The sequence below is a fragment of the Spirosoma arboris genome (genome assembly GCF_009754945.1).
Taxonomy (GTDB): domain Bacteria; phylum Bacteroidota; class Bacteroidia; order Cytophagales; family Spirosomataceae; genus Spirosoma; species Spirosoma arboris.
Window position 1 is genome coordinate 111,354 of record NZ_WPIN01000019.1, and the last position, 15,012, is coordinate 126,365.

The 15,012-nt window shown below is 51.6% G+C and carries 14 protein-coding genes; all 14 read right to left on the bottom strand.

Going from position 1 to position 15,012, the window contains the following annotated elements; translation table 11 throughout:
• Positions 1 to 204 precede the first annotated feature (204 nt).
• The 14 genes from GO755_RS33350 to GO755_RS33415 all read right to left on the bottom strand — a co-directional run bounded on the left by GO755_RS33350 (position 205) and on the right by GO755_RS33415 (position 15,008).
• A complete protein-coding gene (locus tag GO755_RS33350; protein ID WP_157589774.1) occupies positions 205 to 654 on the bottom strand; it encodes a hypothetical protein in 450 nt (149 codons plus the stop codon).
• A 57-nt stretch (positions 655 to 711) separates the two neighbouring features.
• On the bottom strand, positions 712 to 1,263 hold the full coding sequence (locus GO755_RS33355) for a hypothetical protein (protein WP_157589775.1): 552 nt from the start codon (positions 1,261 to 1,263) through the stop codon (positions 712 to 714).
• 2 nt (positions 1,264 to 1,265) lie between these two features.
• Entirely contained in the window at positions 1,266 to 1,757 is a 492-nt protein-coding gene (locus GO755_RS33360; protein ID WP_157589776.1) for a hypothetical protein, read from the bottom strand.
• Between the two features lie 11 nt (positions 1,758 to 1,768).
• Positions 1,769 to 3,778, bottom strand: coding sequence for a hypothetical protein (locus tag GO755_RS33365; RefSeq protein ID WP_157589777.1), 2,010 nt, complete (start codon positions 3,776 to 3,778; stop codon positions 1,769 to 1,771).
• 47 nt (positions 3,779 to 3,825) lie between these two features.
• A complete protein-coding gene (locus tag GO755_RS33370; RefSeq protein ID WP_157589778.1) occupies positions 3,826 to 5,289 on the bottom strand; it encodes a right-handed parallel beta-helix repeat-containing protein in 1,464 nt (487 codons plus the stop codon).
• 1 nt (position 5,290) lies between these two features.
• A complete protein-coding gene (locus tag GO755_RS33375; RefSeq protein ID WP_157589779.1) occupies positions 5,291 to 5,707 on the bottom strand; it encodes a hypothetical protein in 417 nt (138 codons plus the stop codon).
• Positions 5,708 to 5,738: 31 nt separating this feature from the next.
• Positions 5,739 to 6,131: a hypothetical protein gene (locus tag GO755_RS33380; protein WP_157589780.1), complete on the bottom strand. Its 393-nt coding sequence runs from the start codon at positions 6,129 to 6,131 to the stop codon at positions 5,739 to 5,741.
• Positions 6,128 to 6,367, bottom strand: a complete 240-nt coding sequence (locus tag GO755_RS33385) for a hypothetical protein (protein ID WP_157589781.1) — start codon at positions 6,365 to 6,367, stop codon at positions 6,128 to 6,130. The genes GO755_RS33380 and GO755_RS33385 overlap by 4 nt, the downstream gene beginning before the upstream one ends.
• 15 nt (positions 6,368 to 6,382) lie before the next feature.
• Positions 6,383 to 7,240, bottom strand: a complete 858-nt coding sequence (locus GO755_RS33390; RefSeq protein ID WP_157589782.1) for a hypothetical protein — start codon at positions 7,238 to 7,240, stop codon at positions 6,383 to 6,385.
• Positions 7,241 to 7,258: 18 nt separating this feature from the next.
• Positions 7,259 to 9,853 (bottom strand): hypothetical protein, encoded by a 2,595-nt coding sequence (locus tag GO755_RS33395; RefSeq protein WP_157589783.1) that lies wholly within the window; start codon positions 9,851 to 9,853, stop codon positions 7,259 to 7,261.
• A 1-nt stretch (position 9,854) separates the two neighbouring features.
• Complete coding sequence (locus GO755_RS33400) at positions 9,855 to 10,397, bottom strand: hypothetical protein (RefSeq protein WP_157589784.1); 543 nt, start codon at positions 10,395 to 10,397, stop codon at positions 9,855 to 9,857.
• Between the two features lie 149 nt (positions 10,398 to 10,546).
• Positions 10,547 to 11,545: a hypothetical protein gene (locus GO755_RS33405; RefSeq protein ID WP_157589785.1), complete on the bottom strand. Its 999-nt coding sequence runs from the start codon at positions 11,543 to 11,545 to the stop codon at positions 10,547 to 10,549.
• A gap of 2 nt (positions 11,546 to 11,547) precedes the next feature.
• On the bottom strand, positions 11,548 to 13,035 hold the full coding sequence (locus GO755_RS33410; RefSeq protein ID WP_157589786.1) for a hypothetical protein: 1,488 nt from the start codon (positions 13,033 to 13,035) through the stop codon (positions 11,548 to 11,550).
• Positions 13,035 to 15,008 carry a hypothetical protein gene (locus tag GO755_RS33415; protein ID WP_157589787.1) on the bottom strand — a complete coding sequence of 658 codons (1,974 nt, stop codon included), beginning with the start codon at positions 15,006 to 15,008 and terminating at the stop codon, positions 13,035 to 13,037. The genes GO755_RS33410 and GO755_RS33415 overlap by 1 nt, the downstream gene beginning before the upstream one ends.
• Positions 15,009 to 15,012 lie beyond the last annotated feature (4 nt).

Below are 15,012 nucleotides of genomic sequence, written 5' to 3' on the forward strand. Positions count from 1 at the left end.
AGCGATCCTGCTATTAAACCCCATTGCTTAACCTTTAGCCACACAATTTGCCGACCCTGTTTTTGAATCGTTTCATTATCTACTACGGCCTGTTGCTTTAGGGCAATGTTCTCATTCGAAAGTAGTACAGTCAGTGACGTTTGGTCCGCAACTGACTTTCTTAACTGCCCAATCTGATACTCCAAATTCGGTACGGAGATTCGGTCAGCGATGGCTTGTCTTGCCTGACTTGGGGTCAGACGTATAGGGCGTGAGGTTAGCTCTGTCGTGTCGTTCACTGCTGACTGCGAATACGCTATCGAGCACAGTTTGCAGACTATCAACAGGCAAAGAAAAAGCCGCTTTGGTAAGCTGTTGGCGGGTCGCTTCGGCACTATCGGCATTCGATACATGAGTGACAATGGAGTTGACGAGGGTTTCGATAGCGGCTTGCTGGGCTTTACTGGTTTTGCCCAATCGGCCCGATTTGGTTTGTGCGCGGGCCGTTATTACTTCCTGATCGATCTGCCGATTCATTAGGTAGGTGTAGCCCACAAGTAGAGCCACCACGAAGAGTAGTAGTTGCCAAACGCGCCAGGTCGTTTGTCGGGCGAGTCCCCGACCTAGCCAGGTCGCGCCCGTTTTGATAATATCCCAAATGAGTAGCCCTATCATAGCAAAAAGAAAAAGAACGGGCCAGTCAAGCGGCAGGCCCGTTGCCTGAACCTTAACCTATGCTTCATTTCGTTTTCGTAGCCAGATAATGATCCCCACGACGGCACCCACCAGGGTGATACTGAGCGCAATCAAGGCCCATTGGGGCATTTGCTTAACCGACGTGACGGCGGCAAGCATGGTGGCTGGAACAGGTGTGGTGGTCGTTGCGGCTATCACCGGCACGTCTTTGGCTTTCGTCGGCTCGGTTTCCAGCTTGGGCAGGGTCTGCGCTGCATCGGCGTTGGGACGCTTCAATAAATTGGCCGTGTCATTGGATTTGACAAACTCATTGCCGGGCACGCTCGTATCTTCGACCTGATTGGGTTTATCGGCAAAGAAATCGGCATCCGTCGGATGATCCGCGAAAATGGTCCCTTTTAGCCATTCCACAGACAGGGTGAACATTTTGCCAAACCGGGATTGACCGGCCCAGGCGGGGTTATCTTCCCGCGCGACGGCGTAGAGTTCATTGTTGACCACCCGTGCAAAAATGGGAAAGGTTGGTCCCCAGTTGCCGAACTGTTCGCCATCCTGGTAGCCGTATTTGGTCTCTGTTGAAAAAGCCATGTTTATAAAGTAATTAAGTTGTTGATGTCAATTTTTGGGCAATGCAAGTCAATGAGATACTGACGAAGCAGGGCGGGACTTACCTCGGCTGGATTGCGCTGAGGTAGTGCCAGAGGTGAATACTGAAGCAGGGTGGCATAGGTCAGCTCCGAACAAAACCAACTGTCCGTTCGGGGCAGTGACGCACCAAATACCTGACTGGCTACTAAACCTGACCAATTGAAGGATTTATCGGCCTGCGAGAGCAGAAAGTCCCACACGGCCATTTCTGAACTAACCGGCACCTCATAGTACTGCCAGGTCGATGCATTGGGTAGCGCAGAGGACCAATCCGAAACGGTGATGCCGCCGTGGCTGGGTCGGCTGCTGACGGCTAGCTGCCGGGGATATTGTAACAGCATTTCGACGTGTACCCAATCCGATTGCGTCCAAACGCTAATCAGCCGGTTGGCCAGATCGGGGTGATTGAGGTGATTCTTAAACGCAATAATCATGGTTTCGCTGGCTAGGGAGCAACTACATTATCAACCGATTGACGATAATCGCCCCGGTGGTATCGCGGTACATTCATCGTATCCGGGTAGGTCAAATAGACGTTCTCGCCTTCTACTTGCTCATAGCTGAATGAGGACGGCAGCAAAAAACAATCGTAGAAATAATGTCTGCCGGACGGTAATTCACACTGAAAAATCTCACTTTGAATGCTGCCCTGTTGCACCCAAACCTGAAACAGAGTGGAGCGATTATCCGAGGCCGGAAACGCGAGTAACACTTCCAGCCAGACGGTACCATTTACGTTCCTGATCTTGGCATGACACAGGGCTTTCTGGTGGTATCCATCGCCATCGGTCTGCATGTGATTGACCATCGCCAGATTAAACCAGCACCATTTGAAAGCCGATGCCTGAATGTTGGTAAAGGCCGCGTGCCGGTGGGCAGCTTTGGTGATGCTTTCCGCCACGCCATAGGCTCCGTAGTACCAGGTATCGGCATGGTTGGCTCCCAACGCATCCGGCTCGTGGTTGAAATCCACCCCCCAACACCACAGATGTTGGGTCAGAAATAGATTCAGGGCATTGAACAGCTCTAATTGCCAGGCGGGAACGGGTCGGTCGTTATGGGTGATACCGTCCACGCCTTCATTCGTATAGCGGGTAAATGAGCCCGTTTTGGTCCCTTCCAGCCCACTCCGGCGCATGCCACTCTGGGCGGGGTATTGCCCCGCAATCCGGTGATTCATTAAATATAACCTCGTTGACTGCTCATACAGATCACGCAGGCATTTTTGTGCTTCGCCCGCTTCGAGGGGTATCGTCTGGCCGTAGGCTGTGGTTTGGCTCAGCTCGTTATAGAGCACAAACCCACCCCCGTCCGTCTGTGGGGTGCCATTGCCATCGCGCATCAATAACGGTTCATTCCCCCAAATACCTTGCAAATAGGTATCATTGGCGAAAACACCCCCAAACTGAGCAATGGCCTGAATGGTTGGGTCCAGGGTATTGGCCAGAAAGTCGAACTGTTCCGACAAATATTCCGGGTCGCCACTGCCGCCCATTCGATCACTTAAGCCCTCGATTACAACCTGTTCAGGACCATAGTAGGTAAAGGGTCGGATGGTAAAGCCCGCTTCGGCAGCGGCTGAGCAAAAGCCCTTATAGAGCCAACCCACGATTAGGCGGTAGTTCGTATAGGGGGAGGAGATTTCGATGTCCAGGGAGAGGTAGCGGGAAAATTGCCCATCGATAGCATTCGTATAACGTTGATTTTGCCAGGCGAAACGGCCCAGTTCGATATACGCATTTTCATCCGCTATTAATTCATGGTTATTGGCCAAGGCCATCAATGCCTCATAACGGGGGTCAGCACTACCCAGGCTATTGGCGAGCGAACCGGAGAGCACCCAAAACACATCATCGGGTAGCATGGTGTTCTTTCGATTCGCCGGCAGGCTTTTGACATCCTGTGGCCCCCCATTACGGAAATTGGGTAAGGTGGTGATCGTGGTGATGCCCCGGCTAAACTGGGCATTCGCGGAGGCATCCGAAAACCAGGGGCCCATCGAATGAATCTTGACATCGGCCAGGGCGAATTCTGGAAAACGCTTATACAACGTAACCCCTTTAGCGGTCTGTTCAGGAAAATAATAATCCACCCCATGAAGGTAGGGCCTGACTTTAGCCTCAAAAGGAATAGTCGGCGCCGAATCCCGTACGAAGGCATTGCCTTCATAATCGACGCCCGACTCAGCGCCATAATCCCCTACCAGCCAAGAAGGGTTGGCCGTATAGTTGCCCGACCCCTGATCGGTGCCATCGACCGTCGTATAGTCATCGTCGGGAGAAACCTGGATGACTTTATTGACCAGGTTATTCAGGGTGTTCAGCATGGGTGAGCTGGCGATTTTTTTGGCCGTTGGCAATAGCAACCAGTAGACTAAACCGGCGAGTCCCACCACGGCCAGGCCAATCAGTACCCAGCGCAGGGGGGTCATGTGTTTGAAATCGAAGCGTTTCATCGTCTTGAGCTAGGTTATGATTGAATTGACAGTAAGTCGGGAAGTGGTTAATTCGACCAGGCCGGTAGACCAGCCACCATTTTTAGAAATTGTCCGTTGGTGCCTTTCGGGAGTAGAGTCCACGTTGTGCCATCATGCAGGAGCAAATCACCCGCCTGGGCGCTTTCTGGAAACAAGGAACCATTCGCCTGTGGTAAATGAAGTTGGGAGGTCTGGGAAAAATTGAGCGATGCGTTATAGCCAATCTGATTGTTGATAATTCGATTATCATTCAGCCGCATCGCCGGGTAATCCGTGGTCAGTGTTTCCGCAAAAAAACTATTCCCGATGAGGGTTGAATTTTGGAGGCCACAACCCGTCGCATCGATGCCGGGAGCCAACGCCTGTCCAGGGAAAAATACGCTGTTGGAATTGATGACGGCCCCATACAATACACCACCCCCGGTCAACTGAACCAGTTGATGCGTTTGGCGAAAGCAACCATTGCCCGTTATCGTAACGCCCCGCGCTGAGGTACTCAGCCGACAAAACAGCGGCACGTTCCGGGTTGTATTGCCCACAACCGTTAGGCCCTGTATCGATCCATCCCCCGCGTCGATAAACGTCGTGGATAAATTGTTGCCATCATTATCCCATACGTTGTTATCGGCGATGACCAAGCCTTCGACGCCCAGCACTTGAATGCAGTTCAAGGCAACCTGAAAAAAGGTGCACCCCCGGATAAGGGCATGGGTCAATCTGGTGGTCAGGGTGCCCAGCTTGATGGCGTTGAAGGGGATCACGTCGAACGTACAGTCCAGAATCTTGATGTCGCCACCCCGCCGAATGTTAATGGCGTAGTTTTCGGGCGTCCGAAACCAGACCCCTTCGATATAGGTGGATTGATTGTTGGCATCGCCCTGGGCATCATCATCACCTGCATAGATCAAGGCAATCTCCGGGTGCTGCACGGACGAGCCCTGAATGAGAATACCTCCCCAGAAAAACACGCCCGACGACGTACCATCCGTATCTTTCTTGATGTGAAATAGATGTTTACCCTCCATTTGCTGAATAATTCGCGTTCCCCCGTAGGCTGTGGCCCGATCCATTCGGATGGTTACTGAACCTGGCACAATCAATTCATCGGTAACGAGGTAGGTGCCATGGGGAATGTACACGGTATTGCTGTGGCCATTGGCGGGTGAAAAGGCCCCAAACTCAGATGGATTGTTGGCTTTACAGGCGAAATTGATGAGTTGCTGTAAGGCTACCGTATCGTCGGTTTGGCCATCTCCGGTAGCCTTGCCATGCTCCCGAGCATTCAGCTCGCCCTGATGATCCAGCATCCATCGCCCCGGCCCTTTCCCCGTGGCCGGGAAAAAGAACACGTTATCAACCACATCGGTGATAGAGGGTCCATACTTCAGCAGTTTACCCCCAACCGCTAATCGATTGGGAGCATCTGAATAGGAAGCAAGCTGGCTTACATCAGCGAGGATAAGTCGATTTTCGAGTTGCTTTTCTTTCATACTAGTAGGCTAGTTCCAATACATCGTCCGTTTCCAGGGGTACAGATGAGAGGTAGGTAAGGGTAGGCGGAAGCAGCGTATAGTCACTGGCTTGCAGCTTTAACCCATTCAAGAATACTTTCCGGCGCGTTTCGTTCGCGTCGACGGTAAAGGCTGTTTGGCCATTGGTGGTAATGGGAATAACGATATCCGGTCCATTGCTGGTGGGAACGGGCACATACACGTATTGGGTGAGCGGGGCAGGCGGTTCGGTAGGACGCTCACTAATTAGACTAGAGCCTGAAAGTGCGTTGGCTGCCTCCGGTAATCCAGCCGACGAAGTGGCTATTTTGTTGCTTACGGGTCTGAATAGCCAGTAAGCAACACCTGCCAAGCCAGCAAGCGCCAGGGCGATGAGAAGCCAACGGATAGGAGTCATAGGAAGATTAGTAAGGTATGGTTGACGTAGGCTAATTGGGTTGTTCCAGTTCGGCTAACAATTTTTCAGTGTAGCGAATGGGTGTGTATGCCGTTTTATCCTCGTCGATAAATAGGGCTAACGTATATTGAGTATTGTCAAGACTCCATCCATGTTCATTAGCTACGTTTTCTTGTCGTGCTAGCTGACGTGCGTAATTTTGCGGGAAAACCGGGCGAGTATTCCAGTATTTATGGAGTTTTTTGCCGAACATATTCTCCACAGCCTCATCTCCCTCGGTGAAGTCTCGATTGAAGCGAAACGTTATTTCTCGCCTTTCCTTTACGATAGCTTCCGTGTTGGTCACTTCAGTTATTATTACCGATAATGTACCCTCGGGCCCTTCTGAAAATAATGTATCGCCTATTTCGAGTCTCTTATTCATAATTTTATTTGTTTGAATTGTTCAGGAGTTAAGCAGCTTATGCGCTCTCCGGTCAATAATTCTCCAAATAATATTCGACGGTTTTGGTCTACAACTACCCAACTCCAATCTTCCGGCTTTGGCGTTAATGGAGTTGTTTTAATGGGTTCAATTAGTTTTACTCCATTACGCAATGGACCTATAGCCGTAAATACGGATGTTGCGAGTACGGATAAGCCAAATTTTCTACGATCCATAAACTTGATGTTTATTTACGCCAGCGTCGAAGGAGCCGTGAACGTATCTCCCGTGAACCGTCCACCAGCAACGAGCAGACTGTTATAGTAAGCCAGTTCAATCGTATCCATCTGGGTGTATGTCAAACCCGCGACGGTCAGATCGACTATGTGACCCCAACCTAATGCCCAACTTGGGGCTTGATTCGCTACAAATTCCCCCCAGTTGTTATTCGACCCCCATTTAATCAGGTTCGTCGGCGAAGCCAGGCTACCCGTTACGCCTTTGCCCGCGACATTTCGGAAGAAATAGCCCTGAGCCATAGGTAACGAAGGGCTATTTCGTACACCGGTTTGACCCGCTGCCGTCGTACCTGTCTGCTGAAACCGAACGATATTATTCACTGAATACTGCGAGTTGGTCAACCCCATATAAATATGATTGGCATTAAGGGGAGCCCGGCTTATATAACCGGCATGTGAATAATAAAAATCATGGGTAGGATTGGCCACTATATAGGCCGCAATAGCCGCTTGTGCGATTTGGTAAACCGCCGTCGCCGTGTTAGCGGTTTGACTGACAATTCCGTGAAGTAGCTTTTTGGGTGACAGCTCAAAAAGTGACACGTTCGCGCCAAAGTTGTTCGTGACAGTCGCCGATAAAGAAACTTGTGTCCCTGAGCCTAGAATAGCGGCTGCTTCTTCCCAGGCAATATTCGGAATTATACCCCCACTCGCAGGGACGGCACTCAGTCCTAAAAGACTGTGAGAAGGATCAATAAGGAGTAAAGAGCCTGCGGTTAAACGAGAGTCTTTACGAATAACGGGCCAGTTTGGATCGGGATTTTGAATCTCCGCCTGAGTCTGCATGAATAATCCAGAATTATTAGCCATTGTATGAAATAATTGGAGTTAAAATTTTTGAATGGTAAGCCAGTTTTGAACGGCAGTTGCATACAGGGTGCGAACGGTGGACAACGTGTGGATTCGGTCATAGGTGTAGGTCGTCCAAGTGCCCGACACGTTGACCACTAGATTGCCTGTTGTCGTCAGGTAATAATCGAAGTTGGAGCCTCCTGTTGGAGTCGCGTCCGAATAGCCTAGGAAATTAAGTTGCGCGGCTGTGAAGGGTGCGGCTGTCCAATCGAACCAGTACGAAAACGGAAGAACCCCATATGTACTTGCGACGGCTGCTTCGGTCATACCAGGGAATGTCGGGTCAATGGTTGTGCGGCCTACTGCACTAGATAAGAGCACCTGATAGGTACTAATCCAGCTACCCGAAACAACACTGTCCAGGTAGGTTTCAATGTTGTAAATGGCATTGGTTGAACTCTTCTGAAACCGGCCTTCCTGGGCATCAATCACGAGCCGAGTGCCGTTGTAGAGCGCATTTCGCTGACCCAAGACACCTAAGAATAGGAACCGCCGATCCCGTGCGCCGGTCATATTGATTCCTTCCTCGACGGCCTTTTTGTATTGAGCTAAATCACTCGTGTTATTCTGGCCATGATACCACAGGTGAATCCAGCCTTTATAAGGATCGCCATTGAGGATGTGGTATTTTTGCATCGAAAGAATTTGTTCCGATGTCCCGCCACCAAAGGCATTTAAAGCAAATACTCTTGGAGTGACTAACGCAGCCAATGACAGCAGATTAGCCCCCATACTGTCTGTATAGGCGACCAGCGATCCGGCACTCGCTTTCTGACTATAGGCACTCCGCCCCTGGGCCGTTACCTGAACACGAGTGGCCGAAACGTCTGCCCGGCGAACCTCATATTCATCCGCGAAGGCCGCGCAGTTAAAGCTAAAGAAAGAACCCGCAGCAATACTAGTAATTACCTCAGAGCCTACCTTATGCCAGGCACCTGCTTGGCGCACTAAAATATCCCCCCGAACGAACGATTTTCCATCATACGAGCCTGCGGTAGATGCGATGTAATAAACGTAATCCGAGGTGATTGGGCCACTTAAGGTAGCCGGGTTGAACTCCCCCGCACAGGCGTATTCCCCCGCTTTTAGCTTCGTAAAATAACGGGTGTACGGCCCTCCCTGCGAAGCGATGGCAACGCAATAAATAATGTCGCCAACGGCATACGAAATTTTGTCGAATGTTCCAGCGGTATCAACCACCCACCAATGGCCAATTAGCGCCGTTTCGGTTGGTGCCGGTGCGGCCTTTTTGACAAATTGGGTTCCATCCCAGATCGTGATATCGCCACCGACGTAGGATTGCGAATTAATAACTACCGGCGTCCCAACCAAAGCACGAATGGCATAATAATCGCCAGCAACCAGACCCGTCGAAACGGGTGAGCTGCCCGTGGTTCCTTTGTAGACTAATTCCTGAAGGGTAGCGGCTGGCGTAAATGTGCCGATAGACTTCTCTGCCTTCGTTAAAAGGCCAGACGACTTCCGAAACTCAAGCGTCTGGCCTGATGTGTTTATGCCCTGCAAAACAGGGGTACGAAACCGGGGGAACCGCATAAAGTTCGCGCCACCAATACCCGAATTGGTGGAGATATCGACAACCTTTCCTCTCAGAAGATTATCATCTTCGACCACAACGCGTTCGTTGACATTCGTACTACCCCCTGCAAGCAGTGCGTTTTGGACGTCAGTCGTCAGGTTTGCCATCCCGACGACGTTGTTACCTAACGTAAATTCGAACTTAGGGGCATAAAAGGTGCCGTCGAGTCGAACGGCCCACAGAATGCGCTTTTTAGCATCCAAAAAGCCGCCCATATAGCCCGTTTCTACAGGTAAGTCCTGCCAGATATACCCCTTCGCATCGGCCCCTAACTTGGCTAATGTGATCGTACCATCTACCAGCGCTGTACCGCCGATACTATTGACGGCATACTTGGTCGCCACGAACGAACCATCTGTTTTCGTGCCGAAATAGATCCGTTTTTTCGCATCGACCATCGCTAGATTGTAGCCTGATTCGGGCGGCATGACCTGCCAGAATAGCGATGTTGCATCGGTCCCTAACTTCGCTAGGGGTATGGATGCATCGACCAGGGCAGCCCCACCAATCGAGCCTAACCCAAACTTGGTAACAGCGAATGATCCATCGAGCTTAAAGCCAAATAGAATCCGTTTTTTTGCATCCAAAAGACCAACCAAATAGCCAGACTCAGGGGGTAGTTCCTGCCAGACGAGGGTACTAACCTTCGCATCTAATTGAGCCACTCCCACGGATAATGGACCCGGCTTGGCAGCATTGGGAATCTGAACCAGCCCGGCGGTGGTTTTCTTGATTTTATCCAGCGCTGCCCAAACAACCGGAACGCCTGTCACGCTATTGGTACCCCCAACGGTCACATCCAGTGTATCGCCAATAGTGGTCAACGTAGCAACCGCATCGGGGGTATTGGTGGCGGCATTCCAGACTCCTTTGGGGTTTTCAGTTGTGCTTTTAGCATCCCAAACGGCTCTGTCGTCTGGAGCAACCAGCGTTTTACCGGATTCCGCCGTAATTCTTTGTTCGAGTGTAGCCATGTTATTTGAAGATGAAAACTTTGTAGCGTCCGACGCGAGGGGAATAATAATAGAGTTCAGCGTCGGCACTACTCCCGTTATCGAGTTCGATGAATAATCGCCTGGGGCCCGTGGCGGCTGCGTTTACCTCATCCATCGAACTGGTTGATAGAAAGGAAATTTTACCACTGAGTAGGTTATCGGTTTGAGTGGTTGAATAGGCTCCTACATCACTGGCTACTGCCGGAATGAATGGCTTATTAGCCAGGTCCGCATAACTTCCAGATGTAGCCACCAACGAAATGCCCGCCAGTTTTTCTTTCTCGTCGGTAGTATAGTCATTGACCGATAAGCCTTTACCCGGTTCTTTATCGACTTTATTACCCGACATGGTAGATCCACTCACGGCAATCTGGGCGATCAGGCTCAATACGTTCTCCTGTCCCGACTGAGCCGCTAGTAACGGCGTTTGACTCTGGCTACCTTTCCGGTTGAGCCAAAGCCAAATAGCAAGGCCAACGCCGATTAAGGCAAAGCCAATAAATACTTTTAGCCAGGGCTTCATAATGCAGATTGTTTTTCAATGCCGACGTTTAGAAATGGCAAAATCACCAAATTATTGTTGGCGTTCGAGCGGACGGCCGACGAGTTTTTTAGATTATTAGCGGGAAAGTGCCCCGTTTCGGGGCACCCGCTTAGATGCCCCGAACGGGATTATTTCTTGCTGCGAATGGCCCAGATCAATCCGGCTACGACCACGATCCCGGCCAGGGCAATCCCACCCCAGGTCAGAATTTTACCCCAATCGGTACTAGCACTAGTACTGGTGGCTTCGGACTTGGTACCCAGCACACTGGCCGCTACAACAGGGATCGTCAGATCAATAGCGGCAGGGGTGGTAGCGGCTTTGTCGGTGGAGACCTCAATCGACTGGTCCAGTTTAAGGGCCGTCTGCGCGCCTTCCTGATTGTAGAAGGATAGGGTATAGCTGCCCGCCACGCTGCCGATGGTTAGATCGACCGTATTGCCAAACGTATAGGGAGCTGTGGCCGATAAGACGCCCAGATCAGCACTCGACAGAACTGCCGTCCAGGTGCGGGCTTTGCTCCAGACCGATGTTCCGTTAACGAGTAATTCGATGGTCGAGGCTGTCACGTGGTAAGCTACCGTATCGGTCGAAATGATGGTGTGACCAAACGCATAGGTACCCACTAAATCCCAACTGCTCTCATTGCGTACATACAGCTTGACCGAATTGGCTGACTGAATGACGAAGTTATACAGATCACGCGTCCCGCCCAGCGAGAGGGTGAAGTTGTTGGTTTTGCCCGACAGGACCGATAGATCACTCACTTCATAAGTAAAGCCACCCACTAATGGATTGGTGTTATCCCCACCGGAGGTCAGTGTAGCCGTCCCCGTTCCATCGTAGGTCATCACACCCCCATCGGCAATGGTAATGCCGGTCGTACTTCTAGCCAGCATGTGAGCCGCCGTAATGGCCGCGCCATTGACTTTGGCTTTGAAGGTGTAGCCCGAACCACCGGCCATCGTGGCAATGATGGCGAAGGATTCCAGGTAGGAAAGTGTCAGCTTGTCGAGCTGGTTGACCCGGAAGGGAACCGGGGCTGTTTGGGCGTTGGAGGGGGCAAACTGATTAGCGTAGATGCCGTTCAGGATCGTGCCGCCTTTTGAAATGCTAGGGTGTAACATGGTTAGTCTTTATTTACGAATTGATGAAGAAGAAAGGCGGTAAAGCCCACGGCCAGTACGGCCAGACCGAGTAAGGCGTAATTGCTGAGTTGGCTCAAATCGGGCAGCACCGAGGCCGATAAAATGCCACCGGTACTGCTGGTCGCTGGGGTAGTTGGCATGTTGGTCGTTACGGGCAGAGCTTCCACAACGGGCGTTACCGGATCGAGCGTCGAGGTGCTCGTAACCACTGCCAGCGGTAAGTCCGTAACCACTCGGGTCGGATCAATCGGGGTCGTAACCGCTTCGGTTAGATGCGGGTCGGATGCCAGGAAAAACGAGTTCGTCAGCGCATCGGCCCAGAGCTTGGCGGCTTTGGTTTGACCCGAATCCGACAGGTGAATATTGTCATAGCGGTCGGTAACGGCTAAACCGGTATCGTAATCAGGACCCACAAAACAATTGGGCGTAGCCGCCATTTTTTCCTGAACTCGCCGGATATGCCGCATGGGTGGATCACCCTGATAGTTGCTATCGACGGTCAGAAAAGGCGTTTGGCGATTAATGACTGCGGCCAGCGTGGCCTGGCCAATATCGGTCCGCGCCTGGTTGACCCAGATCAGGTACCGATTCAAGAGCAAGTCTTCATCGAGTTCCCGGTAATCGTTCTGGCCGTGGTCGATCAAAACAGCCCGGAGTCCCGTCACCGGCACATACTTTTGAATGACGTGCTTGAGGTTGATGTAGGGCATGTGAAAACTGGGCGGCACTGAGAACAACGCAAACTCTTCCCCCTGGGATGATTTAGCCCAGTGTTCCAGATTCGTACCGCCAAAGGCGGTTTGGTAGATGAGCACCGGCACATTAAGCCGTTGCGCGACCAGTTCCCCGAAGCGGGACCAGAAATAACAGTTGTAGCCGAAGGGAGCCGGGGAAATACCCGTACCGAACTGTACAAACTTGGTGGTGGGCATATCGGCCAGACTGCCCGTTTTGGCTCGGGGGGAATCTTCATAGCCTATTTCCATCGGGATGGTGATGACCCGATCATCAGAAGCCCCGTTAATGTAACTGACCCCACCGGCAGCCACCGAATGCCCGGCAATGACAAACACTTCGCCAATGCCTAGATGATCGACCGTTCCGACTTCCTGCGCCACGCCAATGCTGTTCAAGGCTTCTGCTTCCAGTCGGTACCAGCCCCCGCGCGCGGTCATCTTGCCCGAAAATTTCCCGGCACTAAACGTCATATCCTGCCAGTCCGTAGCCACACCCTGCCCGTCTTTGATGGGCACTAACCGGCAGTGGATTTTGACGGGGGTGGGGGTCGAGGTATAACTACCCGAAATGGCCACCACGGCAGCATTGGAATTGTTGCGCTGAATGACCTGGCGATTGAGCGGGGTAAGAAAAAGCATGGTTTTGGGTAAAATAAGTGGCTGACAGGCAAACAGGAACAGGCCCACACCGGCCCAGAATTGAGCGAGTGTGGGACGAGCCCGGAGCACCATTAGACTTTGAGTCGAACGTTTTTAACGTTCTTGGTTTTGCTGGTCGTTCTCAGGGCGTTGAAGGCTTTTTTCTTCGCTTCGGAGCGACTGACTTTGTAGACCGGTACCTGAACGAACTCACCGGTAGCTGACTTTTCGTGAATCCGATCCGCCAGTTTATCCACTTCTTTGATGAAGTTTTTACCTGTCTGCTCCTTGCCCGTTTTGACCCGAACGGACCCCGCTTTCTTTTTGGCTGTCGTCTTCCGAGCGGCCTTTTTGCCCTTTAAGCCAGTGGCCTTTTTACGGGTGGTAGCTGCCTTTTTTTTCTTGGTAGCTTTCTTCTTAGCGGTGCCCGTTCCGGTTTTCTTTTTGGTGGCTTTCTTCTTCGAAGTAGTAGCCGTTTCGGTTTTCTTCTTAGCGGCCTTCTTCTTAGCAGGTGTAGTCGATTTGGTTTTCGTACCCGTCTCTTTCTTCTTACTCGTTGTAGTCGATGTACGTTTTTTGGCGGCTTTCGCCCGACCATCAGCCATCCGTTTTGTGAAGGCTTCCTTTTCGGCAGTAGTCATTATGGTATCTGAGTTTATTGATGAAGATGCTGTGATTGGTGGGGTTGATCGCCGTGGAGGTAATGTTCGTTTTCGACTCGTTTTTAGGGCACGGCTAGCGCGTCGGCCTGGCTCAATTCGGGTCTTGTCGGGCACCGCTTTGGCTCCAAAGACGGACTTGACGGCTACCCATTTGTATTCACCGGGTGAAGCCGATTCAAACATGGTACCGGGCCGGGCATTGACTTTGGTGGCATACTGGCGAAACCGGCTGACGACTTCTTTTTGCGTACTGGATTTATGAAACAACTCCGCAATGGCCAGCTCCACCGGGGCATAGCGACTGGCGGGACTTTGGCCTTGTAAATCCAGTTGATTCTTCCAGCCAGCAAAGGACGATTGGCCCGATGCCAGATACTCCCGGTAGGCCAGAATAGCGTTACTGACTTCTTTGTTGAGCGATTTGGAACCCGTACACTTGAGCAGGTAAATCGTGCTTTTCTTGACCGCATTCTGGGTCGATACCGGCAGGAGCGTAAACACGTCGGGCGTGTTGATATCGCCTTGTCGAAACAAGGCATTCAGCAGTAGCGAGGAGACAAACTCAACCCCGGCTTCATTGATATTCCCATGTCGGGTGTAGTTTTCCAGATCATCGGGACGAATGATGTCTTCCCGAATCAACACCTTGAGCACGTTGCTTTCCCGGATCAATTCGGCCATCGATTTCTCATCGCCATCATCCAGGCGGGTGAGTTCCGATAACACTCGTTTCAGGACCGGCGCAGTCAGTAGACGGGCTTTCGACTTGATTTTAGTGGTACTCGTCGAAACCGCTTCGGTATCAGCCTGGGTAAACTGACCCAGGGCAATAGCCTCCTTATCGGTGACATGCACCAGGCGCACCAGAACTGGTTTGTTAATGCCAATCTGAGCGAGCTTGGGTTTTATGCCAACCAGGCCGATGTGCGAATTACCAGCCTCAATGGCTTTTTGGTAGCCGTTTGGGTCAGACGGAAATTGCTGGTAATAGAGCTTCAGGGCGTAGGCACGGCCATTGCCCTGAATGACTTCCCCGCGTGCGTTGACAACGGGCGAACCGGTATAGGCCGTCGAGCCATACAATACTTCCTCCGGGCGCAGGTTCCGGGCAATCCGCTCCGGGGTCAAGGCCCCCGATGCCGATGTGGCCCGGTTACGGGGTTGGGCTTCGGGAATAAAATGCAGGGAATTTTGCGACGAACCCAGATGCGAGGGTTGTAGCTCATCAGCGTCGATGATCGTATAGAGCCCCAGTACCTCTTTGTCAATCGAAAAGGCAATATGGGTAGCCTTGCCAGAGATTTTCCGTTTTAGATAATCCTGACGGGCGATGGTCCTGCCCTGGGAAAGCGTTGATCCTTTCTTTCGGGCATCGGCGTAATTGTTTCCCCTGTAATTCGACATGGTA

Bases quoted from the DNA above. Each gene is read 5' to 3' on its own strand.
- GO755_RS33370 (WP_157589778.1), bottom strand. From the start codon at position 5,289: ATGAAAGAAAAGCAACTCGAAAATCGACTTATCCTCGCTGATGTAAGC.
- GO755_RS33365 (WP_157589777.1), bottom strand. From the start codon at position 3,778: ATGAAACGCTTCGATTTCAAACACATGACCCCCCTGCGCTGGGTACTG.
- GO755_RS33400 (WP_157589784.1), bottom strand. From the start codon at position 10,397: ATGAAGCCCTGGCTAAAAGTATTTATTGGCTTTGCCTTAATCGGCGTT.
- GO755_RS33390 (WP_157589782.1), bottom strand. From the start codon at position 7,240: ATGGCTAATAATTCTGGATTATTCATGCAGACTCAGGCGGAGATTCAA.
- GO755_RS33350 (WP_157589774.1), bottom strand. From the start codon at position 654: ATGATAGGGCTACTCATTTGGGATATTATCAAAACGGGCGCGACCTGG.
- GO755_RS33360 (WP_157589776.1), bottom strand. From the start codon at position 1,757: ATGATTATTGCGTTTAAGAATCACCTCAATCACCCCGATCTGGCCAAC.
- GO755_RS33405 (WP_157589785.1), bottom strand. From the start codon at position 11,545: ATGTTACACCCTAGCATTTCAAAAGGCGGCACGATCCTGAACGGCATC.
- GO755_RS33410 (WP_157589786.1), bottom strand. From the start codon at position 13,035: ATGGTGCTCCGGGCTCGTCCCACACTCGCTCAATTCTGGGCCGGTGTG.
- GO755_RS33385 (WP_157589781.1), bottom strand. From the start codon at position 6,367: ATGGATCGTAGAAAATTTGGCTTATCCGTACTCGCAACATCCGTATTT.
- GO755_RS33415 (WP_157589787.1), bottom strand. From the start codon at position 15,008: ATGTCGAATTACAGGGGAAACAATTACGCCGATGCCCGAAAGAAAGGA.
- GO755_RS33375 (WP_157589779.1), bottom strand. From the start codon at position 5,707: ATGACTCCTATCCGTTGGCTTCTCATCGCCCTGGCGCTTGCTGGCTTG.
- GO755_RS33395 (WP_157589783.1), bottom strand. From the start codon at position 9,853: ATGGCTACACTCGAACAAAGAATTACGGCGGAATCCGGTAAAACGCTG.
- GO755_RS33380 (WP_157589780.1), bottom strand. From the start codon at position 6,131: ATGAATAAGAGACTCGAAATAGGCGATACATTATTTTCAGAAGGGCCC.
- GO755_RS33355 (WP_157589775.1), bottom strand. From the start codon at position 1,263: ATGGCTTTTTCAACAGAGACCAAATACGGCTACCAGGATGGCGAACAG.